Raw genomic sequence first — 21899 nt, 5'->3', positions numbered from 1 at the left:
TCTTCTCTCGCTTGCCTCAGGTTTTCTAACTCTAATGCACATGGTTATCCACAGGAATAGTGGATAAGTGCTTCCAGCCCGTACAGACCGCGACTCCGCAAATTCCCGTTTTTTCCCAAGGGCATGTCCGTAAAAAATATTTATAGCTCTTTTTTGATGATATTCAGCCCCACCGCGCATAACCGACTGGCGAGATCTTAATCACATTTCCGTCATTATGTGCACAACCCACCCTTTTCCCGGCTGTGAGCTAAATCTGAAAAGTGCAGCATATCGAACCACGCCATCGGTTATGGCAAGGGTTTTGCAGATTATCCTGAGACGTCTCATCCCTCATGCGTTTTAAGGAGTGAAATATGCTAAGTCTGCGCGCCGTTAATCAGTTCTATGGAAGTCAGCACACGCTGTGGAATGTCGATCTGGATTTGCCGCCAGGGATGTGTACAGGCGTTATCGGGCTGCCGGGTATGGGGAAAACCACGCTTATCAACTGCATCACCGGCCAGTTGCCCATCGAGAGCGGCACCATCATCTGGCATGAAGCGGGCGCGCCACCGTGCAATTTGCGCAGCGCTGCACCTGAGCAGTGCGCGATGCCGGGCATTGGCTATGTCTCACAGGACCGGCGTATTTTCTCGCAGCTCACCGTTGAGGAGAACCTGCACGTGGCCATGCGCGCCAAAGGTGCACCCGATGCGGCGGCGAGCAGTGATATTTACGAGCTGTTTCCCCAGCTGTGGCCGCTGCGTCACGCCAGAGCGACGGGGATGTCGCCCGACGAGCAGTACCAGCTGGCGCTGGCCAATGCGCTGATTTGCCGCCCTCGCCTGCTGATTCTGGACGAGCCGCTGCACGGCGCGGGAAGCACCTTTGCCATCCGGCTTGGGCAGCTGCTGATGCGGTTGAGTCGGGAGCTGGGAATGACGGTGCTGTTAGCGGAACAGCAGCTGTCGTTTATTCGCCGGGTGGCCGATCGTTTTTGCGTGCTGTATCGCGGGCGTAACGTGGCTCAGGGCCACGTTAACGAGCTGGATGATGAGCTTATCGCCCACTGGATGTCGCTGGATGCAAGACGCTGAGATCGAGATACTGCCCGGTCTCGGCCTGCTCTGCGCCCTCAGCAAGCCAGGGGATCTCCCCGAGGAACGGCGCAGGAAGGACGTTTTTCAGCGTCGCAAGATACTCCTGATGACGTTTACCTGGGGCCACCACGTCGTTGGCGATCCAGCCTGCGAAGCGTAAACCGGCCTGCTGAATCGCCTGCGCGGTGAGCATCGCGTGGTTGATACAGCCGAGCTTAACGCCCACGACCAGGATCACTGGCAGCCGTTCTTCCTGCACCCAGTCAGCAAACGTCTGATGCGCCGAGAGCGGCGTAAACCAGCCGCCTGCCCCTTCGATCAGCACCCATTCCGCCTGCTGCTCCAACGCGCGCAGACCTGCAGAGAGAACCGAAAATGCAATCGGGCGCTGCTCGTCGGCGCTGATGATGTGCGGAGAAGTTGGCTCGGCGAAGGTGTATGGATTCACCGCCTGATACGGCAGTGCAAGCGTGCTGTGGCGTTGCAGCGCCAACGCGTCGGAGTTGCGCAAGCCTTCCGGCGTTATCTCGCTGCCGGAGGCGACCGGTTTGTATCCGGCGGTGATGAATCCCTGCAAACGCGCCGCCTGCAACAGCGCCGAGCTGGCGACGGTTTTACCGACTTCAGTGTCGGTTCCGGTGACAAAATAGCGTTCAGTCACGTTCGATAATCCCATGAAAGAGTTGATAAGAGAGCGGGAATTCCCCGCACACACGCGGCCACGCCAGCTCAAGCTGCGTCAGTTCACCGCGCGTGAGGGGTTTTCGCGCCCGTCCGTCGTGCAGATGGGTGGCGCCAATCCCTTTCAGCGAGCGCATCGCGCTCAGGGCATCGCTGAAAGAGAGGGTAACGACCTCCATGGTGGCCCTGTAGCGCCACCCGGCGAGGGCGTCGTTCACCGCCTGCGCCGGTAAAAAACGGTTGGCGTGCGGCCGTTCATCCACCGCACGCCAGGCCTGATTCAGCTCCGGCAGAGAGTTATCGAGCAGCGTGGTGAAGGCGACAGTGCCGCCGGGGCGCGTGACCCGATACAACTCGCGCAACGCCTGCGGCAGACTGGCGCACCACTGCACCGCCAGATGGCTCCAGACCAGGTCAAACTGCGCGTCCGGCAGCGGAATTGACTCGATGTCCCCCACCAGATAATCATCAGCCGCCTGCTGGTAGCACGCCTGTTCCAGCATTTGCGGGGAGAGGTCGAGGGCCGTCACATGGCTGCCCGCCTCGCGCCAGAGACGGCTGTTTGCGCCAGGCCCGCAGCCTGCATCCAGCACGGCGTGGAAACGCCCCTCGCCGAGCAGCGTTTTCAGCCCCTGGGCGCTCCGGCGCTGCAGGTCGTCGTGTCGGGAATAACTTTGCGCCGCCCGCCCGAAAGCAGAGGCGATGGCCTGCTTGTTAACCTGCGTCATGCAGCGCCTCCAGTAAATCATCAATATCCTGCGTGTGGTGTGCGGCCGTCAGGGTCAGGCGTAATCGCGCGGTACCCGCCGGAACGGTTGGCGGGCGGATCGCCGTCACCCACATGCCACGCTCGCGAAGCTGCTGCGCCAGAAGCAAGGCACGGCTGTTCTCGCCCACAATCAGCGGCTGGATGGCACTTTGCGAATCGGTCATCTGCCAGGGCAGTTCGCGCACGCCCGCCCGAAAGCGTTGGATGCGCGCAGCGAGGGTGTGTCGCCGCTGCTCGCCCTCTGCGCTGCGGACAACCCTCAGCGCTTCCAGCAGCGCCACGGCCTGCGCAGGCGGCATACTGGTGCTGTAGATCAGATGGCGGGCGAATTGCAGCAGGTAATCCGCGACGGATTCGCTGCATAACACCGCCGCGCCGCTGATGCCAAACCCTTTGCCGAAGGTCACAATCAGCAGTTCCGGTTTGACATCCTGGCGGGCGGCACTTCCGCGCCCTTCCGCGCCCAGCACACCAACGCCATGGGCATCGTCCACCAGCATCCAGGCGTTGTGCTGGCGTGCCGCGGCATGGAGTTCCCCCAATGGAGCGCAATCACCGTCCATGCTGAAGACCCCTTCCGTCACCACCAGCTGTTGCCCGTCGCAGGATTTCGCCAGCAGCGCGTTGAGCTGGGCGGCGTCGTTATGGGCAAACCGGCGCAGCTGCGCCGGGCTGAGGCTGGCCGCTTCGAGCAGGGAGGCGTGGCTCAGGCGGTCGGCGACAATCCGATCCTCTTTTCCCATCAGAGCCGCAATCAGCGCCTGATTGGCGGCAAAACCGGAGATAAACAGCAGCGCGCGGGGATAGCCGAGCCAGTCGGCAAGGGCCTCTTCCAGCGCCTGATGCGCGGTGGTATAGCCTGTCACATGCCCCGACCCGCCGCTGCCGACGCCCCAGGTTTCCGCCCCCTGCTGCCAGGCGCGAATGATCGCCGGATGCTGGCTCAGGCCGAGATAATCGTTGCTCGAAAAGTTGCAGAACCGGCGCGTTTCGCGGATCAGAAAACGCCCGCCGCTTTCGACCGCCGAGCGCGAGCGAAATGCGTCCGCCGCCCGGCGTTCCTCCAGCGCGGCGTCGATGCGGTGTTGCCAGGTCATAGGGCTGCCGCGTTGTAGAACTGTTCGGTGTCGGCGTTGAAAAGCTGCTGTTCCAGCTGGTGCTGCTGCTCGTTATCCCCCGTCAACACCTCGGTCTGATGCGGATTCAGCCCCAGCTTGCGGAACAGCTGGACATCTTTGTCCTCTTCCGGGTTTGGCGTGGTGAGCAGTTTGCAGCCGTAGAAAATTGAGTTTGCGCCCGCCATAAAGCACATCGCCTGAGTCTGCTCGCTCATCTGCTCACGGCCTGCGGAGAGGCGCACAAACGAGGTCGGCATCATGATGCGCGCGACGGCAATCGTGCGGATAAAATCAAACGCATCCACGTCGTCATTATCGGCCATCGGCGTGCCTTTGACCTTCACCAGCATGTTGATCGGCACACTTTCCGGCGGCGTCGGCAAATTCGCCAGCTGCAACAGCAGACCGGCGCGATCTTTTACCGTTTCACCTAAACCGACAATCCCCCCGGAGCAGACTTTAATCCCCGCGTCGCGCACTTTGTCGAGCGTATCGAGACGCTCCTGGTAGGTGCGGGTGGTGATGATATTGCCGTAGAATTCCGGCGAGGTATCGAGGTTATGGTTGTAGTAGTCCAGACCCGCCGCCGACAGGCGCTGCGCCTGCGTTTCGTTAAGCGTACCGAGCGTCATGCAAGCTTCCAGCCCCATCGCTTTCACGCCCTGTACCATCTGCTCCAGATACGGCATGTCACGGTCGTGCGGGTTTTTCCACGCGGCTCCCATGCAAAAGCGGGTCGAACCGGCGTTTTTCGCCTTGCGTGCCGAGTCGAGCACCTGCTCCACTTCCATCAGCCGCTCGGCCTCCAGCCCGGTTTTGTAGCGCGCACTTTGCGGGCAATATTTGCAGTCTTCCGGGCAGGCACCGGTTTTGATCGACAACAGCGTACTGACCTGCACATGGCGCGGATCGAAGTGCTGGCGGTGGATTTGCTGGGCTTCGAACATCAGTTCGAGGAAAGGTTTGTTAAATAATTCGGTGACTTGCGACATTGTCCAACGTACAGGGTTAGCCATCGGGCTTCTCCAAAAAGGGGTTCAGTTCATTGTGGGTTCGGTTTATACTTGTAAACCTAAAACTTTTCAAAATGGTTTACAAGTCGATTATGACCCCGGACGATCTCGCCTTCGACAAGCAACATATCTGGCACCCCTACACCTCCATGACCCGCCCGCTGCCCGTTTATCCGGTCGCCTCGGCGCACGGGTGTGAACTGCATCTGGCCACCGGCGAAACGCTGGTCGACGGGATGTCCTCCTGGTGGGCAACCATCCACGGGTACAACCATCCGCGCCTGAACGCGGCGATGAAAACGCAAATTGACCAGATGTCCCACGTGATGTTTGGCGGGATCACCCATCAGCCGGCGATTGAGTTGTGTCGTCGGCTGGTCTCCATGACTCCGGACGCGCTGGAATGCGTTTTCCTCGCCGATTCCGGTTCGGTGGCGGTGGAAGTGGCGATGAAAATGGCGCTGCAGTACTGGCAGGCGAAAGGCGAGCCGCGCCAGCGTTTCCTCACCTTTCGTAACGGCTATCACGGCGACACCTTCGGCGCGATGTCGGTCTGCGATCCCGATAACTCGATGCACAGCCTGTGGCAGGGTTATCTGCCGGAAAACCTGTTCGCCCCGGCGCCGCAAAGCCGTTTTGGCGGCGAGTGGAACGAAATGGATATGGTCGGATTTGCCCGTCTGATGGCCGCCCATCGCCACGAAATTGCCGCCGTGATCCTTGAGCCTGTCGTTCAGGGCGCGGGGGGAATGCGCATATATCATCCCGAGTGGCTGAAACGCATCCGGAAGATGTGCGATCGGGAGGGTATCCTGCTGATTGCCGACGAAATCGCGACCGGATTTGGCCGCACCGGCAAGCTCTTTGCCTGCGACCATGCGAACATCGCCCCGGATATTTTGTGCCTCGGTAAAGCCCTGACGGGCGGCACCATGACCCTCTCCGCAACCCTCACGACCCGTCACGTAGCCGACACCATCAGCGACGGCGAAGCCGGCTGCTTTATGCACGGCCCGACGTTTATGGGCAATCCGCTGGCCTGCGCGGTCGCCAGTGAAAGTCTGGCTATTCTGGAAAGCGGCGAATGGCAGACGCAGGTTGCGGCGATTGAATCCCAACTCACGCGTGAACTGGCGAGCGCGGCGCAGTCAGCGTTCGTGGCCGACGTGCGGGTGCTGGGCGCAATTGGCGTGGTCGAAACGCGCCATCCGGTGAACATGGCGGCATTGCAACGTTTCTTCGTCGATCGTGGCGTGTGGGTGCGACCGTTCGGTAAACTGATCTACCTGATGCCGCCGTACATCATCACCCCAGAGCAACTGCAGAAGCTGACCCGCGCGGTGAATGAGGCTGTTAACATTCCCGCACATTTTGCGATTTAACCCAACGCGTTAGCTTCGGTATGCTGTTTTATGCAGTACACTTTTTGCATGGCTACGTACGGAGAAATCGCATGAAGATAATCAGTCAGGATCTGCGCGACGGTGAAAAATTACCCGAGCGTCACGTGTTTAACGGCATGGGTTATCAGGGCGATAATATTTCGCCGCACCTGGCCTGGGATGATGTTCCGCCGGGGACGAAGAGTTTTGTCGTCACCTGCTACGACCCGGATGCGCCAACCGGCTCCGGCTGGTGGCACTGGATTGTGGCAAACCTGCCCGCCGACACGCGCGTGCTGCCGCAGGGCTCCGGCTCTGATTTAACGGCGTTGCCGGAAGGAGCCATTCAGACCCGCACCGATTTCGGCAAAGCCGGATATGGCGGCGCGGCGCCGCCAAAGGGCGAGACGCACCGGTATATTTTCACCGTTCATGCCCTGGACGTTGAGAAGATCGATGTGGATGAAGGCGCGAGCGGCGCGATGGTTGGCTTTAACGTGCATTTTCACACGCTGGGAAGTGCGTCGATTACCGCGATGTATTCGTAAAAAAGCCGGGCGGCGTCGTCGCCTCACCCGGCCTGTAAGGTTCATTCATCACGAAAACGTCGTTTTACAGGCCCGGCAAGCGCAGCGCTGCCGGGCTTTGCTTTACAGCACCGCGGGTAATAACGTCACCAGACTCCCCGCCTTCAGCAATTCCATCGCCTTATCGATATCCGGCGCAAAGAAACGGTCGTCGTCGTAGTGCGTGACGTGTTCTCGCAACGTCTGGCGCGCCTGCTCCAGCAGTGGACTGGACTTCAGCCCTTCGCGCAGGTCGATCCCCTGCACCGCCGCCAGCCACTCGACCGCGATCACGCCGCGCGTATTGTAGGCCATCTCCCACAGACGACGCCCGGCCGCCGGCGCCATAGAGACATGGTCTTCCTGATTGGCCGAGGTCGGCAGACTGTCCACGCTGTGCGGATGGGACAGCGCTTTGTTCTCGCTCGCCAGCGCCGCCGCCGTCACCTGGGCAATCATAAACCCGGAATTTACGCCGCCGTTGCGCACCAGGAATGGCGGCAGCTGCGACATGTGTTTATCCATCATCAGCGCGATACGACGCTCAGAGAGCGAACCTATTTCGGCAATCGCCAGCGCCAGATTATCGGCGGCCATCGCCACCGGCTCCGCGTGGAAGTTCCCGCCCGACACCACGTCATTCTGCTCGGCGAACACCAGAGGGTTATCGGAAACCGCGTTCGCTTCCACCAGCAGCACGTCGGCGGCCTGACGAATTTGCGTCAGACACGCGCCCATCACCTGCGGCTGACAGCGCAGGGAGTACGGGTCCTGCACCTTGTCGCAGTTATGGTGCGAATCCGCAATTGCGCTGGTGTCAGTCAGCAGATGACGGTACATCGCCGCCGCATCAATTTGCCCGCGCTGGCCGCGCACCTCATGGATACGGGCATCAAACGGACGACGCGAACCGAGCACGGCTTCCGTGGTCAGCGCACCGCACACCACCGCCGAGGCAAACAGATCTTCAGCTTCGAACAGACCGCGCAGGGCGAACGCTGTGGAAGCCTGGGTGCCGTTCAGCAGGGCCAGTCCCTCTTTCGCCGCCAGAGTAATTGGCGTTAATCCGGCTTTTTGCAGCGCCTCTTTGGCGGGCAACCATTGCCCCTGCCAGCGAGCTTTGCCCTCGCCGAGGAGCAGCAACGACATGTGCGCCAGCGGCGCCAGATCGCCCGAGGCCCCCACCGAGCCTTTGGCCGGGATCCACGGATAGACCTGCGCGTTGACCAGAGCGATAAGCGCCTTAATCACGCTCAGGCGGATACCGGAGAAACCGCGCGCCAGGCTGTTAATTTTCAGCACCATCATCAGACGGACGATCTCGTCATCCAGCGGTTCGCCGACCCCCGCCGCGTGTGACAGCACGAGCGAGCGCTGTAAATTTTCCAGATCATGCGTGGCGATGCGCGTCTGCGCCAGCAGGCCGAAACCGGTGTTGATGCCATAGGCCGTGCGATCTTCGGCGACGATGGCTTCCACGCAGGCGACGCTGTCGTTGATCGCCTGATGGGCGTTTTCATCCAGTGTCAGCGTAACCGGGTGGCGCCAGGCGCTGCGCAGATGAGCGAAGGTCAGCGCGCCGGGTGTAATAGTCAGTGCATTCATCAGTGTTTTCCTTGTGTGGCGGCGACCATCGGCAGGTTCAGCCCCTGCTCTTTCGCACAGTCAATCGCGATGTCGTAGCCCGCGTCGGCATGGCGCATGACGCCTGTCGCCGGGTCGTTATGCAGTACGCGGGCGATGCGGGCGGCAGCTTCGTCGGTGCCGTCGCAGACAATCACCATGCCCGCATGTTGGGAGAAGCCCATCCCGACGCCGCCGCCGTGGTGTAGCGACACCCAGGTCGCGCCGCTGGCGGTGTTCAGCAGGGCGTTGAGTAACGGCCAGTCAGAAACCGCGTCAGAGCCGTCCTGCATGGCTTCGGTTTCGCGGTTCGGGCTGGCGACTGAGCCGGAATCCAGGTGGTCGCGACCAATCACAATCGGCGCGGAGACTTCGCCGCTGCGCACCATTTCGTTAAAGGCCAGGCCGAGTTTTTGGCGCCACTCCAGCCCCACCCAGCAGATACGCGCGGGCAGCCCCTGGAAGTTGATGCGTTCGCGCGCCATGTCCAGCCAGTGGTGCAGGTGCGCGTCGTCGGCGACGATGGCTTTCACTTTGGCGTCAGTTTTATAGATATCTTCCGGGTCGCCCGAGAGCGCTACCCAGCGGAACGGGCCAATGCCGCGACAGAACAGCGGACGGATATAGGCCGGGACAAAACCAGGGAAGTCGAAGGCGTTTTCCACGCCCATCTCTTTCGCCATCTGGCGAATATTGTTGCCATAGTCGAAGGTCGGTACGCCCATTTTGCTGAACGCCAGCATCGCCGACACATGCTCAGCCATCGAGCGTTTGGCGGCCAGCACCGTCCCTTCCGGGTCGGTTTGGGATTTTTGTTGATACTCTTCCCAGCTCCAGCCTTTTGGCAGGTAACCGTGGAGCGGATCGTGGGCGCTGGTCTGGTCGGTGACCAGGTCCGGGCGCACGCCGCGCGCCACCAGTTCCGGAACGACCTCCGCCGCGTTGCCGCACAGGGCAATCGACACGGTTTTGCCTTCGGCGGTGTATTTCTGAAGGCGCGCCAGCGCGTCATCGAGATTGTCGGCCTGCTCATCGACATAGCGGGTGCGCAGGCGGAAATCGATGCGGCTCTGCTGGCATTCGATGTTCAGGGAGCAGGCACCCGCGAGAGTTGCTGCCAGCGGCTGTGCGCCGCCCATGCCGCCCAGTCCGGCGGTCAGTACCCAGCGCCCTTTCAGGGAGCCGTTATAGTGCTGGCGTCCGGCTTCGACGAAGGTTTCGTAGGTGCCCTGCACGATGCCCTGGCTGCCAATGTAGATCCAGCTGCCCGCAGTCATCTGGCCGTACATCGCCAGCCCTTTGGCGTCCAGCTCATTAAAGTGTTCCCAGGTTGCCCAGTGCGGAACAAGGTTTGAGTTGGCAATCAGCACCCGTGGCGCATTCTTATGGGTTTTGAACACCCCGACCGGTTTACCGGATTGCACCAGCAGGGTTTCGTCGATTTCGAGGTTGGTGAGCGCGTCCACAATGGCGTCGTAGCATTCCCAGTTACGCGCCGCGCGACCGATGCCACCGTACACCACCAGCTCGTGCGGGTTTTCGGCGACGTCGGGATCGAGGTTGTTCATCAACATGCGCAGCGGCGCTTCGGTGAGCCAGCTTTTGGCGGTGAGCGTGGTGCCGCGCGGGGCGCGGACATCCTGCTGACGGTATTTACCTGACGACATTGTGTGGTCCTCATACGGGATGAAAGATACAAACAGATATACTTGTATAGACAACCACGCACAAGGTCAGATTTAACAATAAAGATACAATTTTGTTATATTGTGTTAGCTATCACGCTTTGAAAACCTATGACATAAAGTGGCCTTGTAACCGGTAGCGAGAACCGGGGAATAACAGTCTGGCGTGCGAGACAATCTGCCCGGAAGACCAGGTGCGGCGGCGGATCAGCAGGCACGGGTCGTGCTCTTTAATGCGCAGTCGTTCGCACTCCAGCGGCGTGGCGCGCACCGCTTCGACAATGTGTTCGCCCTCGGTCAACGGAGCGACCTGTGACAGCCAGGCGTGGGGCGTGGTCTGGGTATAATCCTGCTGAAGATAATCGGGTACCCGTTCGGCGTTGACGCAGCGATCCTCGATTTGCACCGGAACGTCGTTCTCGAAATGCACCATCACCGAGTGGAAAATCCGCGCCCCCTCTTTGACATTCAGCTCAACCGCCTGCTCCGCACTGGCCTGCGTCTCCTCAAGCACCAGCACTTCACAGTGGTGCTGATGATTGCGCGAGGCGATCTCGTCGGCAATGCTGCGGATTTCAAACAGCGCCGACTGCCCTTTCGGCTCGGCGACGAACGTTCCCACCCCCTGCAAACGCACCAGCAGCCCTTCGTCCGTGAGTTCACGCAGTGCGCGGTTGATGGTCATACGGCTGAAACCAAACTGGGCCACCAGTTCGGCCTCGGAGGGGATGCGGTCGTGCGGCTGCCAGACGCCGGTGGCGATCTTCTCGCTGATGGCCTGTTTCACCTTTTCGTAGAAAGGGGCTGGCGCGCCGGAAGGCGGATTCGGTGAGCGTGAAAACATGGTTACTCCTTATAATGATTTATGCCCACCAGTGAGCAATTTGCCAGGCCAGACGTGCCGCGAGCCGCGCGCCCTGTCCGTCGCGATCGTAAACCGGATTAAACTCGACCAAATCTACTGCCTGCAGTTTTCCGCTGCGACAGATTTCGCCAATCACCGGCATTATATCCAGGGCCGACACGCCGAGCGCCGCCGGGGCTGACACGGCAGGCATTTCACCGGCAGGCAGTACGTCGAGATCGATGGTCAGATAGACGCGGTCGGCCTGCGCCAGGACGCTTTCCAGCACCGGTAGCGCCTCGCGGCGAAAATCGAGATCTTCCACCAGCGTCACGTTGAGGCGGGCCGCTTCGTCCCACAGCGCCTGTGTATTCGCCGCCCGGCTGACGCCCAGACAGGCGTACTGAAACTCGCGATTCTGCGCGTGGCAATACTGCGCCAGCTGGCGGAACGGCGTGCCTGATGTGGCGTGGTCGGCCTTGCGGAGATCAAGGTGCGCGTCGAGATTGATAATCGCAACGCGTTCGTGGGCAAAGGCATCCAGCACTCCACGTCCGTGGGCCCAGGCCGTTTCGTGGCCGCCGCCGAACACCAGCGTGCGCATGCCCGACTGCTGGCAGGCCAGCACCGCATCACTCAGCGCGCGCTGAGCATCTTCGAGCCGATCGCCCGCAACGGCGATGGTGCCCATATCGGTCAGCGTGTCGTGCCCGCTGTGGCTGGCCATGTTTGCCAGCGCTTTACGCAGCAGGTCGGGCGCCTGCGCAGCACCGGGCCGCCCATGGTTGCGCCGCACGCCTGCATCACACTCGAAACCTAACAGCGCAATGCCTGAACTTTTGGGCGCAAAACGATCGGTCTGGGCGATAGTCTGAAAAATCCGCAGCGCGTTGCTGGCTTCGCTGCTGTCGTCGCGCCCCTGCCAGAGATCAGCGGGCGTTGGCCGCCAGAGTGTCATGATACTTTCCCTCGAAACACACGCTGATAGAGCGGATTACGCCCCGGCTCGTAGACCATTTCCACCGGGCGCTCGGCATCCCAGACGACGAAATCAGCGACAAAACCGGCCTTCAGCTGACCGTGGGTGGCCCCCCGACCCAGCGCCTGTGCCGCGTGACGCGTGACGCCTGCCCACGCCTCTTCCGGCGTTAAACCAAACTGCACGCAGGCCATGTTCATCGCCAGATGCAGGCTGGCAAACGGGCTGGTGCCGGGGTTGTAGTCTGTGGCGACAGCCATCGGCACGCCCTGTATTCGCAGCTGATCGACAGGCGGGCGCTGGCGTTCCTGTAAGAAGTAAAACGCGCCGGGTAGGAGCACTGCGACCGTGCCGCTGTGCGCCATCGCGTTGACCCCCGCATCATCGAGATACTCAATATGATCGACTGACCAGCCGTGGTAGCGGCTCACTAATGCGGCGCCCCCCAGCCTGGAAAGCTGTTCGACATGGCCTTTGACGGGAATGCCCAGCGCGGCGGCCGCCTGAAACACCCGTTCGGTTTGCGACAGCGTGAAGCCGACGTTCTCGCAAAATACGTCCACCGCTTCAAACAGCCCTTCGCGCCAGAGAGTCGGCATGATCTGCTCGCAAACCTGCGTCAGATAAGCGTCCGGATCCTGACGGTACTCCTTCGGCACGGCGTGGGCGGCGAGCAGCGTTGGGCTGATTTCAACCCGATGGCTTTGCGCCAGAGTCTGGGCGACGCGCAGCATTTTCTCTTCGGTCTGCGCATTCAGGCCATAGCCCGACTTGATCTCAAGGGTGGTGACGCCTTCCTGCATCAGGCGATGCAGGCGCTGTTCCGCCCGCTTCAGTAATGATTGTTCATCGCTTTCGCGGGTGGCGGCCACGGTCGCATTGATTCCGCCGCCCTGAGCGCTGATGGTCTGATAAGAGACGCCGTTCAGACGTTGCTCCCACTCCGCGGCGCGATCGCCACCGAACACCAGATGGGTGTGACAATCGATCAGACCGGGCGTGACCAGTCGTCCCCCGAGATCGACCTGATGAGCATGTGCAACCGGGACCGCCGTTTCAGGGATAATCGCCACAATCCTCTCGCCGCGCACCACCAGAGCCGCATTGTCACGCAGGCCGTAAGGTGCGGGTTCATCAGGGTTCATGGTCGCCAGTCGTGCGTTACGCCAGATAAGATCGTCGGGATGAAGCTGATGCATAGGACTTCCGCTTGTCATGGGTTGTATAGACATTTATTTTCATTCGTTTGCCCGTGTCAACCGGCTTTACGGAAATTGTTATTTATTTGTGACGACTTCCCCGCCGGGCGCGGGTGAAATATGCAACTTTTTCGTATTTCATCTTCCCGTTTCGCTCAACTTAGTATAAAAAAGCAGGCTATTTCGATCATCCCGTTAAGACTCGCGAAGCAAGGAGCTTTCCCTTGAACATTTCCAGGATTTCTCGTCTGGCGTTGGCACTCGCCTTTGGCGTGACACTGTCAGCGTGCAGCTCAACGCCACCTGATCAGCTGCCCTCTGAGCAGGCCGCACCAGGCACGGCATCTCGCCCAATTCTGTCTGCTGGCGAAGCGAAGAACTTCACCGCTGCACATTATTACACTGCCATGGACCCGAACGCGGCACCGTGGACGCCTTCTTCTATTAGCGTTCCTGCACAGCCTAACTTTGTGGTTGGCCCGGCAGGCACGCAGGGCGTGACGCACACCAGCATTCAGGCTGCTGTTGACGCTGCCATCACGAAACACAGCGCATCACGCCAGTACATCGCAATTCTGCCAGGCGAGTACGAAGGGACGGTCTACGTTCCCGCCGCACCGGGCAGCATTACGATTTACGGTACCGGTGATAAAGCGATTGACGTGAAAATCGGTCTGGCGATCGACTCTGAAATCGACCGCAACACCTGGCGTCACCTGGTGAACCCGGCCGGTAAATATATGCCGGGCAAACCAGCGTGGTATATGTTCGACAGCTGCCAGAGCAAGCAGAGCGCCACTATCGGCATGATGTGCTCGGCGGTGTTCTGGTCGCAGAACAACGGCCTGCAACTGCAGAACCTCACCATTCAGAACACCCTGGGTGACAGCGTGGATGCGGGTAACCATCAGGCTGTGGCACTGCGTACTGACGGCGACAAAGTTCAGATCAACAACGTGAACATTCTGGGTCGTCAGAACACCTTCTTCGTGACCAACAGCGGTGTGCAGAACACCCTGCAGAATAACCGTCTGACCCGTACTCAGGTGACCAACAGCTATATCGAAGGTGATGTGGATATCGTCTCCGGTCGCGGCGCGGTGGTGTTTGATAACACTGAATTCCGCGTGGTGAACTCCCGTACTCAGCAGGAAGGTTACGTATTTGCACCTGCAACGCTGTCCAACATGTTCTACGGCTTCCTGGCCGTGAACAGCCGCTTTACCGCAGCCGGTGACGGCGTGGCGCAGCTGGGACGTTCGCTGGACATCGACTCTGCCACCAACGGCCAGGTCGTGATCCGCGACAGCGTGATTAACGAAGGCTTTAACATGGCAAAACCATGGGCCGACGCGGCGATCTCCAAACGTCCTTACTCCGGTAACACCGGCGCGATGGATGATAAAGGAAACGTACAGCGCAACCTGAACGACGCTAACTTCAACCGCATGTGGGAATACAACAACCGCGGTCTGGGCAGCAAAGTGGTTGCAGAGCCGAAGCAGTAATCCCGAACGCCGGGCATAAAAAAACCTCGCAAATGCGAGGTTTTTTGTTTTTCGCCGCTTAGTGCGCGTTTACCACCACCCACATTGGGCCCTGGCCTACGGCATAGCGGCCTTTCTCTTCCAGCAGGCCCTGTTCGCCTTTGATTTCATACAGCGCGATGTGGTGGGATTTCTGCCCCGCCGCCACCAGGAATTTACCGCTGTTATCAATATTAAAGCCGCGCGGCTGGGTTTCGGTTGGCTGGAAGCCTTCGATTGCCAGCACGCTGCCATCTTCAGAGACACTGAAAATGGTAATCAGGCTTGAAGTACGGTCGCAGGCGTACAGATGACGACCATCCGGGGTGATGTGAATATCCGCCGCCCAGCGGGTGTCGGTAAAGTCTGACGGCATCATGTCCAGGGTCTGAACGCGTTCAATCTTACCGTTCGGATCGTTCAGTGCCCACACGTCAACAGAGCTGTTTAGCTCATTCACCACATAGGCGTACTGCTGATTCGGGTGGAATACCATGTGGCGCGGGCCTGCGCCCTCAACGGTGGTGATTTCCGCCGGAGTCTGCGCAGCCAGGTGTCCGTCGTCGCTCAAGGTAAACAGGCAGATTCGATCCTGCTTCAGCGCCGGAACCCACAGCGTGCGGTTGTCCGGAGAGATATTGGCCGAGTGGCAGCCTTCCAGCCCTTCAACCACTTCCACGGTGTCGCGCGGAAGGCCCTCTTCCAGACGCGTGACGCTCACGCAGCCCGCATTGTAAGAACCGCTGAAGATGAACTGACCTTTGCGATCGGTCGAGATGTGCGTCGGGCTGCCCGGGAGCGGCGCTTCGGCGGTATAGGTCAGGGCACCATCGTCCGGTGCAATGCGGTAGGCCAGCACGCGAAACTCAGGACGCACGCCTACGTACAGAAAACGTTTATCCGGGCTGACAACCATCGGTTGCACCTGTCCCGGCACATCAACAACCTGCACCAGCGTGAGCGAGCCTTCCGCATTCAAACGCCAGACGTGGATCTGCTGGCTCTCAGGACTGGCGGTATAAACGGTTTGTTTCATGAATACTCCTCTCCTCACTGCGCGTGAAAGTGATTAACTTTTTAACGGTGAATGCTGAATTTTAGCCTGGCGTTTTGTGGGTCACGCCTCTCGGTGTACCATCCCCTAAGACCATAATTCAACATTAACCCGGAAGAACAAATGACCTCGCGTGTGATTGCTCTGGATTTAGACGGTACGCTGTTAACCCCGCAAAAAACCCTGCTCCCCTCTTCGCTCGAAGCACTGAAACGTGCTCAGGAAGCGGGATATCAACTCCTGATTGTTACCGGTCGACATCACGTTGCCATTCATCCTTTTTATCAGGCACTGGCGTTAGATACACCTGCAATTTGTTGTAATGGCACTTATTTGTATGATTATCATGCAAAAAAGGTTCTTGAGTCCGATCCGCTGCCGGTGGTTGAGGCGTTACAACTGATTGATCTGCTGGATGAGCACGCCATTCACGGCCTGATGTACGTGGATAACGCCATGCTCTATGAGCGCCCGACCGGGCATGTCATCCGTACCAGCAACTGGGCGCTGTCACTGCCCGAGGCCCAGCGTCCGGTCTTTACGCAGGTCTCATCCCTACGCCAGGCGGCCGCCGACGTCGATGCTATCTGGAAATTTGCCCTGACGGACGAAGATACGAACAAGCTGAACGCGTTCGCGAAACATGTTGAGCAGACGCTGGGGCTGGAGTGCGAATGGTCCTGGCACGATCAGGTGGATATCGCGCGTAAGGGCAACAGCAAAGGCAAACGCCTGACGCAGTTTGTTGAATCTCAGGGCGGGTCGATGAAAGACGTGATCGCTTTCGGTGATAACTACAACGACATCAGCATGCTGGAAGCTGCCGGCACTGGCGTGGCGATGGGCAATGCCGACGATGCCGTGAAAGCGCGCGCCAACGTGGTCATTGGCGACAACACCACCGACAGCATCGCGCAGTACATTTACACCCATCTGCTGTGATCAGGCGGTGATCGAGACACTCTTGATCTGCGCGTAAAGCCACAGGCCAGGTTTGATGCCAAGCTCATCCCTGGCCCACGGGCTGATGCGCGCCCATAGCTTTCTGCTGCCCACTTCCAGCTGCACTTCCACCTGGCCGTTATCATCCACACACTGGGCCACTTTCGCGCGCAAAATATTACGAATACTGGTCTGCAACGGCGGCTGAAGTACCAGAGAAACATCCGACGCCTGAATGCGTATACGCAGCGCGGATTGCAGCGGCTTGTCGATCTTATTGACCCACAAATGCTGATCGCCCAGCGCCAGCGCCGTCATGGCGTAGTGCGGATGGTGCTCCAGCACGCTGACCTTCAGGATGCTGCTCTGCTGCTCTTTTGGCAGCCACGGATACATCACGCTGCTGCCCCACACCTCTTCCAGCGGCCCAAAGGCTTTCACGTTGCCGTTTTCCAGCACCAGCACGTTGTCCGCCAGATGCAGAATCTCGTCCAGCGAGTGGCTGACATAGAGCATCGGAATGTTAATTTCCCGCGCCAGGCGTTGCAGATAAGGCAATAACTCGCGCTTACGCGGCAGATCGAGCGACGCCAGCGGCTCATCCAGCAGCAGAAGTTCCGGTGCAGTTAACAGCGCGCGGCCAATCGCCACACGCTGTTTTTCACCGCCGGAGAGCGACGACGGAAGCCGGTCCAGCAGCGATTCAATGCCAAGCAGCGCGACCAGATTATCAAACTGACCGGCCATGCTTTTCGCCATGCCGTAGCGCAGATTGCCGCGCACCTTATAGTGCGGAAACAGGCGCGCGTCCTGGAACACATAGCCGATGCGCCGTTTTTCAGGGGCCAGGTAGATCTTATTTTCCGCGTCGTGAAGCACGCGATTGTTCAGCGCGATCCGCCCGGTTTGCGGGCGCGTCAGCCCGCTGATGGCATTAATCAGCGAGGTTTTTCCCGCGCCCGAAACGCCAAAGACGGCGGTAATTCCGCTGGCGGGCAGCGTTTCGTTGAGCACCAGACAGTGGTTGCCGAGCGTTTGAGTAAAGTTGAGTTCCAGCATGATTATTTCCCCATCCGCTCGCGGCTCAGACGCGCCAGCCATTCAGAAATCAGCAACGACACCAGCGCCAGCACAATGGAGATAATGCACAGCCGTGCGGCAGCCCCTTCCCCGCCCGGCGTTTGAATCAGGGTGTACATCGCCGACGGAATGGTCCGCGTTTCGCCGGGGATGTTTGAAACAAAAGTAATGGTCGCGCCGAATTCACCCAGAGAACGGGCAAACGCCAGTACCGTACCGACGATGATTCCCGGCAACGTAAGGGGCAGCGTAATGGTGAAAAACACCCGCCAGCGCCCGGCACCGAGAGTGCGCGCCGCCTGCTCCAGCTTGATGTCCACCCCTTCCAGCGCCAGGCGTATCGCGCGCACCATCAGCGGGAAAGACATCACTGCTGCCGCCAAAACCGCGCCGCGCCAGCTAAAAGCAAACGTCAGGCCGAACCAGTCATACAGCCACTGGCCGATAAAACCGCGTCGCCCCATCGCGATCAGCAATAAATACCCGACCACCACCGGCGGCAACACGAGAGGGAGATGAAGCACACTGTCGAGCAGGGCTTTGCCCGGAAACTGGCAGCGAACCAGCAGCCAGGCAAAGAAGATCCCAAAGGGCAAACTAAAGGCAACTGCCAGGGAAGAGACTTTAAGGCTCAGCAGCACGGCCTGCCATTCAGGATCGGTCAATATCATTAGTGAGTCGTAAATCCGTAACGTTTAAAGATGGCAGACGCTTCAGGCCCTTTCAGATAGTCGTAAAAGGCGCTGACCGTCGCATTTTTATGTCCATCAACAATGGCGATCGGGTATTCCACTTTCTTGTGCGAATCTTCCGGGAAGGTCCCAACCACTTTCACACCTTTACCGGCAACCGCATCGGAACCGTAGACAATCCCCAGCGGCGCTTCGTTGCGTTCCACCAGCGCCAGGGCGCCGCGCACATCTTCAGCCGGAGCCAGTTTCGTGGATAATGTATCCCAGGCACCCAGTTTTTGCAGCGCTTCTTTCGCGTAGATGCCTGCCGGAACGTGCTCCGGATCGCCCACCGCCAGACGCCCGTCTTTCAGCAGGCTGGTCCAGTTAGTCTCTTTGTTGATGGTGAACTCGCCCTGCGCGCTGGCTTTTGGCGCGATCACTACCAGGCTGTTACCCAGCAGGGTTTCGCGGGTGGCCGTATCGATCGATTTTTTCCCCACCGCGTAATCCATCCATTTCTGATCGGCAGAAATAAACAGATCCGCAGGCGCACCGGCTTCGATCTGGCGAGCCAGCGTTGAAGACGAAGCGAACGACGAAACCACATCGACGTTTTTCTCTTTTTTATACTGCGCCGCAATGTCCTGCATTGCGTTGGTCAGCGACGCCGCCGCAAAGACCGTGATTTTCCCTTCGTCAGCCAGTACCTGCCCGGCGACGGTAAGTGTCAGTGTTGCCCCTGCGAAAAGGCGTAACCATGTACGTGCCATTTGTAGCTCCTGTGAGTGTCGTTATATACAGACAAATATAACGATAACTGCAGGGATAACCTAGCGTTAAATCGTACCGTTTAAGGGGTAAACAAAGCTGATTCTGAAACTACTATCGGCGGGAGAGGCGGAAACTTGAGAGCAAAACGCCCGGACTGGCCGGGCGTTTTGGGAGGAATTAATGCTGCTTTTTAGGCTGGTCTTTGTGACCGATGTTCGAAAAGACGTTGAACACTTCACCCAGGCCGTAGATGGCGCCGAGGATGATGGCCATCACTACGGGTACCATGATCACGGCGAATACCAGACTTTTCAACAACTCTAACATGGTTTTCTCCAGACACTGTGAATGGCGTATTCTACCCTGAAAAGTCAGAAAAACATCCCCTTTTGTGCGGTAGGCTTTGCGCTGTCGGGCAATTGGGTCACAATACGCTTTTTGCCAGGACACCGTCTATGCAGGCCGAAATTCTCCTTACCCTTCGACTTCAGCAGAAGCTTTTCGCCGATCCGCGACGTATTGCCCTGCTTAAACAGATAGAACAAACCGGTTCAATTAGCCAGGGAGCAAAGAATGCGGGCATTAGCTACAAAAGTGCCTGGGACGCCATCAATGAGATGAACAGCCTGAGCGAACAGACGCTGGTGGATCGGGCGACCGGTGGCAAGGGCGGCGGCGGCGCGATGCTAACCCGCTACGGCCAGCGCCTGATTCAGCTCTACGATCTGCTGGCACAGATCCAGCAAAAAGCCTTCGACGTCCTGAGCGATGACGACGCGTTACCCCTCGACAGCCTGCTGGCCGCCATCTCCCGCTTCTCCCTGCAAACCAGCGCGCGAAACCAGTGGTTTGGCACCGTGACCGCACGCGATCGCGACCAAGTTCAGCAGCACGTGGATATTCTGCTGGCCGACGGCACGACGCGGCTCAAAGTGGCGATTACCGCGCAGAGCGGCGAACGGCTGGGGCTGGACGAAGGCAAAGAGGTGCTGGTGTTGCTGAAAGCGCCGTGGGTGAATATCACGCTGGATGAAAAGCAGGCCCAAGACGCCGATAACCAGCTGCACGGAAAGATCAGCCACATTGCGCGCGGCGACGAACAGAGCGAAGTGCTAATGACCCTGCCCGACGGGCAAGTGCTGTGCGCCACGGTCCCGCTGGCCGAAGCAGAAGATTTATCGGAAGGCGCTGACGTCACCGCATATTTTAATGCTGACCGGGTGATTATCGCCACGTTGTGCTAAGTGCGTTGACAAACCTACCGCCAGTGAGTATCCCTGATGCATATCGCTGCAAAAAATGGGATAAGTCATGTCATCATTGCAAATTTCGCAAGGCACGTTTCGTCTTAGCGACACACGAACCCTCTCACTGCCCGAACTCAACTTGCGCGCCGGCGAAAGCTGGGCATTTGTCGGCACCAACGGCAGCGGCAAGTCCGCGCTGGCTCGCGCGCTTGCGGGTGAGCTCACCCTGCTTAAGGGCGAACGTCAGTGCAGTTTTACCCGCATCACGCGCCTCTCCTTCGAACAGCTGCAAAAACTGGTCAGCGACGAGTGGCAGCGCAATAACACCGACCTGCTCAGCCCAGGCGAAGAGGATACGGGCCGCACCACCGCAGAAATTATCCAGGACGAAAGAAAAGACGCTGCTCGCTGCCAGCAACTGGCCGAACTATTCGGTATTACTGGCCTGCTGGAGCGACGCTTTAAGTACCTCTCGACGGGGGAAACACGCAAAACTCTGCTTTGCCAGGCACTGATGAACGAGCCGGATCTGTTGATCCTCGACGAGCCGTTCGACGGGCTGGATGTACAGTCCCGCGCGCAGCTGGCCTCCTTGCTCGCGACGCTGAATCAGCAGGGCTATACCCTGGTGCTGGTTCTGAACCGTTTCGATGAGATCCCCGATTTTGTGCAGTACGTGGGCGTGCTGGCGGATTGTTGTCTGACAGAAACCGGCGAAAAAGAGGCGCTGCTACAGCAGGCCCTGATCGCCCAGCTGGCACACAGCGAAAAACTCGACGGCATTGCACTCCCCGAGCCCGACGCCCCTTCGGCGCGGCATTTGCTGGACAACCACCAGCCGCGCATCGAGCTGAAAAACGGTACTGTCTCTTATAACGATCGCCCGATCCTCGATCGGCTGAGCTGGACGGTGAACCCCGGCGAGCACTGGCAGATCACCGGCCCCAACGGCGCGGGGAAATCCACGCTGCTCAGCCTGATTACCGGCGATCATCCCCAGGGTTACAGTAACGATCTGACGCTGTTTGGCCGTCGTCGCGGCAGTGGCGAAACCATCTGGGATATCAAAAAACACATCGGCTACGTCAGCAGCAGCCTGCACCTCGATTACCGCGTCAGTACCACGGTGCGAAACGTGATTTTGTCGGGGTATTTCGACTCCATTGGTATCTATCAGGCAGTTTCTGACAAACAACACAAACTGGCGCAGGAGTGGCTGGATATTCTGGGGATGGATAAACGCGTGGCGGATGCGCCGTTTCACAGTTTATCGTGGGGACAGCAGCGGCTGGCGCTGATCGTCCGCGCGCTGGTGAAGCACCCTACGGTGCTGATTCTGGATGAACCGCTGCAGGGTCTCGACCCGCTTAATCGCCAGCTGATACGCCGCTTTGTGGACGTTTTAATCAGCGAAGGCGAAACACAACTGCTGTTCGTTTCCCACCATGCGGAAGATGCGCCATCCTGTATCACCCACCGGCTGGAGTTTGTTCCTGACGGCGAGCACTATCGCTATGAGTTAAGCCGCATTCGCTGATCGTTCTCTCAGAGGGGCGTGCCCCTCTTTTTCAGACAACCTGCAGTAATACATTGTTATCTCTTTGATTTATAATGGGCCATCTCATTATAAATTCGCGTGCGTGATTCAGTGTAACCGATTCCAC

General features: G+C 59.0%; 21 protein-coding genes. 7 read left to right on the top strand and 14 right to left on the bottom strand.

Going from position 1 to position 21899, the window contains the following annotated elements:
- Window positions 1–356 precede the first annotated feature (356 nt).
- The gene (locus ACB496_RS06625; protein ID WP_371974705.1) at window positions 357–1079 is read left to right on the top strand and encodes an ABC transporter ATP-binding protein; all 723 of its coding nucleotides are present in this window, start codon (window positions 357–359) and stop codon (window positions 1077–1079) included.
- Here ACB496_RS06625 and bioD read toward each other — a convergent pair.
- From bioD to bioB, 4 genes are read right to left on the bottom strand one after another with little or no spacing between them, the layout of a single operon-like run.
- Window positions 1042–1743 carry a dethiobiotin synthase gene (bioD, locus tag ACB496_RS06620; RefSeq protein WP_371974704.1) on the bottom strand — a complete coding sequence of 234 codons (702 nt, stop codon included), beginning with the start codon at window positions 1741–1743 and terminating at the stop codon, window positions 1042–1044. The genes ACB496_RS06625 and bioD overlap by 38 nt on opposite strands.
- Window positions 1736–2491, bottom strand: coding sequence for a malonyl-ACP O-methyltransferase BioC (gene bioC, locus ACB496_RS06615; RefSeq protein ID WP_371974703.1), 756 nt, complete (start codon window positions 2489–2491; stop codon window positions 1736–1738). Before bioC ends, bioD begins: the two co-directional genes overlap by 8 nt.
- Entirely contained in the window at window positions 2478–3629 is a 1152-nt protein-coding gene (gene bioF, locus ACB496_RS06610; protein ID WP_371974702.1) for an 8-amino-7-oxononanoate synthase, read from the bottom strand. Before bioF ends, bioC begins: the two co-directional genes overlap by 14 nt.
- A complete protein-coding gene (gene bioB / locus ACB496_RS06605) occupies window positions 3626–4666 on the bottom strand; it encodes a biotin synthase BioB (RefSeq protein WP_100777137.1) in 1041 nt (346 codons plus the stop codon). The genes bioF and bioB overlap by 4 nt, the downstream gene beginning before the upstream one ends.
- An 89-nt stretch (window positions 4667–4755) precedes the next feature.
- Between bioB and bioA the strand changes: the two genes are divergently transcribed.
- Window positions 4756–6045: an adenosylmethionine--8-amino-7-oxononanoate transaminase gene (bioA, locus tag ACB496_RS06600; protein WP_409340093.1), complete on the top strand. Its 1290-nt coding sequence runs from the start codon at window positions 4756–4758 to the stop codon at window positions 6043–6045.
- Between the two features lie 71 nt (window positions 6046–6116).
- On the top strand, window positions 6117–6593 hold the full coding sequence (locus tag ACB496_RS06595; RefSeq protein ID WP_100777139.1) for a kinase inhibitor: 477 nt from the start codon (window positions 6117–6119) through the stop codon (window positions 6591–6593).
- Window positions 6594–6695: 102 nt separating this feature from the next.
- On the opposite strand, the gene hutH is transcribed toward ACB496_RS06595, so the two are convergent.
- The 5 genes from hutH to hutI all read right to left on the bottom strand — a co-directional run bounded on the left by hutH (window position 6696) and on the right by hutI (window position 12941).
- The gene (hutH, locus tag ACB496_RS06590) at window positions 6696–8216 is read right to left on the bottom strand and encodes a histidine ammonia-lyase (protein WP_371974700.1); all 1521 of its coding nucleotides are present in this window, start codon (window positions 8214–8216) and stop codon (window positions 6696–6698) included.
- Window positions 8216–9901 (bottom strand): urocanate hydratase, encoded by a 1686-nt coding sequence (hutU, locus tag ACB496_RS06585; RefSeq protein ID WP_123429239.1) that lies wholly within the window; start codon window positions 9899–9901, stop codon window positions 8216–8218. The genes hutH and hutU overlap by 1 nt, the downstream gene beginning before the upstream one ends.
- A gap of 127 nt (window positions 9902–10028) precedes the next feature.
- Window positions 10029–10763, bottom strand: coding sequence for a histidine utilization repressor (locus ACB496_RS06580; protein ID WP_371974699.1), 735 nt, complete (start codon window positions 10761–10763; stop codon window positions 10029–10031).
- Window positions 10764–10782: 19 nt separating this feature from the next.
- The gene (gene hutG / locus ACB496_RS06575; RefSeq protein ID WP_371974698.1) at window positions 10783–11721 is read right to left on the bottom strand and encodes a formimidoylglutamase; all 939 of its coding nucleotides are present in this window, start codon (window positions 11719–11721) and stop codon (window positions 10783–10785) included.
- Window positions 11718–12941: an imidazolonepropionase gene (gene hutI / locus ACB496_RS06570; RefSeq protein WP_371974697.1), complete on the bottom strand. Its 1224-nt coding sequence runs from the start codon at window positions 12939–12941 to the stop codon at window positions 11718–11720. Before hutI ends, hutG begins: the two co-directional genes overlap by 4 nt.
- Window positions 12942–13165: 224 nt before the next feature.
- Between hutI and ACB496_RS06565 the strand changes: the two genes are divergently transcribed.
- Window positions 13166–14449: a putative acyl-CoA thioester hydrolase gene (locus ACB496_RS06565; RefSeq protein WP_100777145.1), complete on the top strand. Its 1284-nt coding sequence runs from the start codon at window positions 13166–13168 to the stop codon at window positions 14447–14449.
- Between the two features lie 58 nt (window positions 14450–14507).
- On the opposite strand, the gene pgl is transcribed toward ACB496_RS06565, so the two are convergent.
- Window positions 14508–15503 (bottom strand): 6-phosphogluconolactonase, encoded by a 996-nt coding sequence (gene pgl / locus ACB496_RS06560; RefSeq protein ID WP_371974696.1) that lies wholly within the window; start codon window positions 15501–15503, stop codon window positions 14508–14510.
- Between the two features lie 141 nt (window positions 15504–15644).
- On the opposite strand from pgl, the gene ACB496_RS06555 reads away from it, so the two are divergent.
- On the top strand, window positions 15645–16463 hold the full coding sequence (locus ACB496_RS06555; RefSeq protein WP_371974695.1) for a pyridoxal phosphatase: 819 nt from the start codon (window positions 15645–15647) through the stop codon (window positions 16461–16463).
- Here the strand turns inward: ACB496_RS06555 and modC are convergent, their stop codons facing one another.
- The 4 genes from modC to ACB496_RS06535 form a co-directional block, all read right to left on the bottom strand.
- Window positions 16464–17522 (bottom strand): molybdenum ABC transporter ATP-binding protein ModC, encoded by a 1059-nt coding sequence (gene modC, locus ACB496_RS06550; protein WP_371974694.1) that lies wholly within the window; start codon window positions 17520–17522, stop codon window positions 16464–16466.
- Between the two features lie 2 nt (window positions 17523–17524).
- Window positions 17525–18214 (bottom strand): molybdate ABC transporter permease subunit, encoded by a 690-nt coding sequence (gene modB, locus ACB496_RS06545; protein ID WP_100777149.1) that lies wholly within the window; start codon window positions 18212–18214, stop codon window positions 17525–17527.
- Window positions 18214–18987 (bottom strand): molybdate ABC transporter substrate-binding protein, encoded by a 774-nt coding sequence (gene modA, locus ACB496_RS06540; RefSeq protein ID WP_371974693.1) that lies wholly within the window; start codon window positions 18985–18987, stop codon window positions 18214–18216. The genes modB and modA overlap by 1 nt, the downstream gene beginning before the upstream one ends.
- A 178-nt stretch (window positions 18988–19165) precedes the next feature.
- Window positions 19166–19315 (bottom strand): AcrZ family multidrug efflux pump-associated protein, encoded by a 150-nt coding sequence (locus tag ACB496_RS06535; RefSeq protein WP_072241805.1) that lies wholly within the window; start codon window positions 19313–19315, stop codon window positions 19166–19168.
- 128 nt (window positions 19316–19443) lie between these two features.
- On the opposite strand from ACB496_RS06535, the gene modE reads away from it, so the two are divergent.
- Together modE and modF are read left to right on the top strand one after the other, a co-directional pair.
- A complete protein-coding gene (gene modE, locus ACB496_RS06530; RefSeq protein ID WP_100777151.1) occupies window positions 19444–20232 on the top strand; it encodes a molybdenum-dependent transcriptional regulator in 789 nt (262 codons plus the stop codon).
- A gap of 67 nt (window positions 20233–20299) precedes the next feature.
- Window positions 20300–21772, top strand: a complete 1473-nt coding sequence (modF, locus tag ACB496_RS06525) for a molybdate ABC transporter ATP-binding protein ModF (RefSeq protein ID WP_371974692.1) — start codon at window positions 20300–20302, stop codon at window positions 21770–21772.
- Window positions 21773–21899: the final 127 nt, after the last annotated feature.

The organism is Lelliottia nimipressuralis, assembly GCF_041464075.1.
GTDB lineage: Bacteria > Pseudomonadota > Gammaproteobacteria > Enterobacterales > Enterobacteriaceae > Enterobacter > Enterobacter nimipressuralis.
The sequence above is the reverse complement of the archived record's forward strand: the minus strand, read 5'-3'. Positions and strand labels throughout refer to the sequence as shown.

Excerpts from the sequence above, each read along its gene's own strand:
- ACB496_RS06625 (WP_371974705.1), top strand. The coding sequence starts at position 357 with ATGCTAAGTCTGCGCGCCGTTAATCAGTTCTATGGAAGTCAGCACACG.
- bioC (WP_371974703.1), bottom strand. The coding sequence starts at position 2,491 with ATGACGCAGGTTAACAAGCAGGCCATCGCCTCTGCTTTCGGGCGGGCG.
- bioF (WP_371974702.1), bottom strand. The coding sequence starts at position 3,629 with ATGACCTGGCAACACCGCATCGACGCCGCGCTGGAGGAACGCCGGGCG.
- bioB (WP_100777137.1), bottom strand. The coding sequence starts at position 4,666 with ATGGCTAACCCTGTACGTTGGACAATGTCGCAAGTCACCGAATTATTT.
- bioA (WP_409340093.1), top strand. The coding sequence starts at position 4,756 with ATGACCCCGGACGATCTCGCCTTCGACAAGCAACATATCTGGCACCCC.
- ACB496_RS06595 (WP_100777139.1), top strand. The coding sequence starts at position 6,117 with ATGAAGATAATCAGTCAGGATCTGCGCGACGGTGAAAAATTACCCGAG.
- hutH (WP_371974700.1), bottom strand. The coding sequence starts at position 8,216 with ATGAATGCACTGACTATTACACCCGGCGCGCTGACCTTCGCTCATCTG.
- hutU (WP_123429239.1), bottom strand. The coding sequence starts at position 9,901 with ATGTCGTCAGGTAAATACCGTCAGCAGGATGTCCGCGCCCCGCGCGGC.
- ACB496_RS06580 (WP_371974699.1), bottom strand. The coding sequence starts at position 10,763 with ATGTTTTCACGCTCACCGAATCCGCCTTCCGGCGCGCCAGCCCCTTTC.
- hutG (WP_371974698.1), bottom strand. The coding sequence starts at position 11,721 with ATGACACTCTGGCGGCCAACGCCCGCTGATCTCTGGCAGGGGCGCGAC.
- hutI (WP_371974697.1), bottom strand. The coding sequence starts at position 12,941 with ATGCATCAGCTTCATCCCGACGATCTTATCTGGCGTAACGCACGACTG.
- pgl (WP_371974696.1), bottom strand. The coding sequence starts at position 15,503 with ATGAAACAAACCGTTTATACCGCCAGTCCTGAGAGCCAGCAGATCCAC.
- ACB496_RS06555 (WP_371974695.1), top strand. The coding sequence starts at position 15,645 with ATGACCTCGCGTGTGATTGCTCTGGATTTAGACGGTACGCTGTTAACC.
- modC (WP_371974694.1), bottom strand. The coding sequence starts at position 17,522 with ATGCTGGAACTCAACTTTACTCAAACGCTCGGCAACCACTGTCTGGTG.
- modB (WP_100777149.1), bottom strand. The coding sequence starts at position 18,214 with ATGATATTGACCGATCCTGAATGGCAGGCCGTGCTGCTGAGCCTTAAA.
- modA (WP_371974693.1), bottom strand. The coding sequence starts at position 18,987 with ATGGCACGTACATGGTTACGCCTTTTCGCAGGGGCAACACTGACACTT.
- ACB496_RS06535 (WP_072241805.1), bottom strand. The coding sequence starts at position 19,315 with ATGTTAGAGTTGTTGAAAAGTCTGGTATTCGCCGTGATCATGGTACCC.
- modE (WP_100777151.1), top strand. The coding sequence starts at position 19,444 with ATGCAGGCCGAAATTCTCCTTACCCTTCGACTTCAGCAGAAGCTTTTC.
- modF (WP_371974692.1), top strand. The coding sequence starts at position 20,300 with ATGTCATCATTGCAAATTTCGCAAGGCACGTTTCGTCTTAGCGACACA.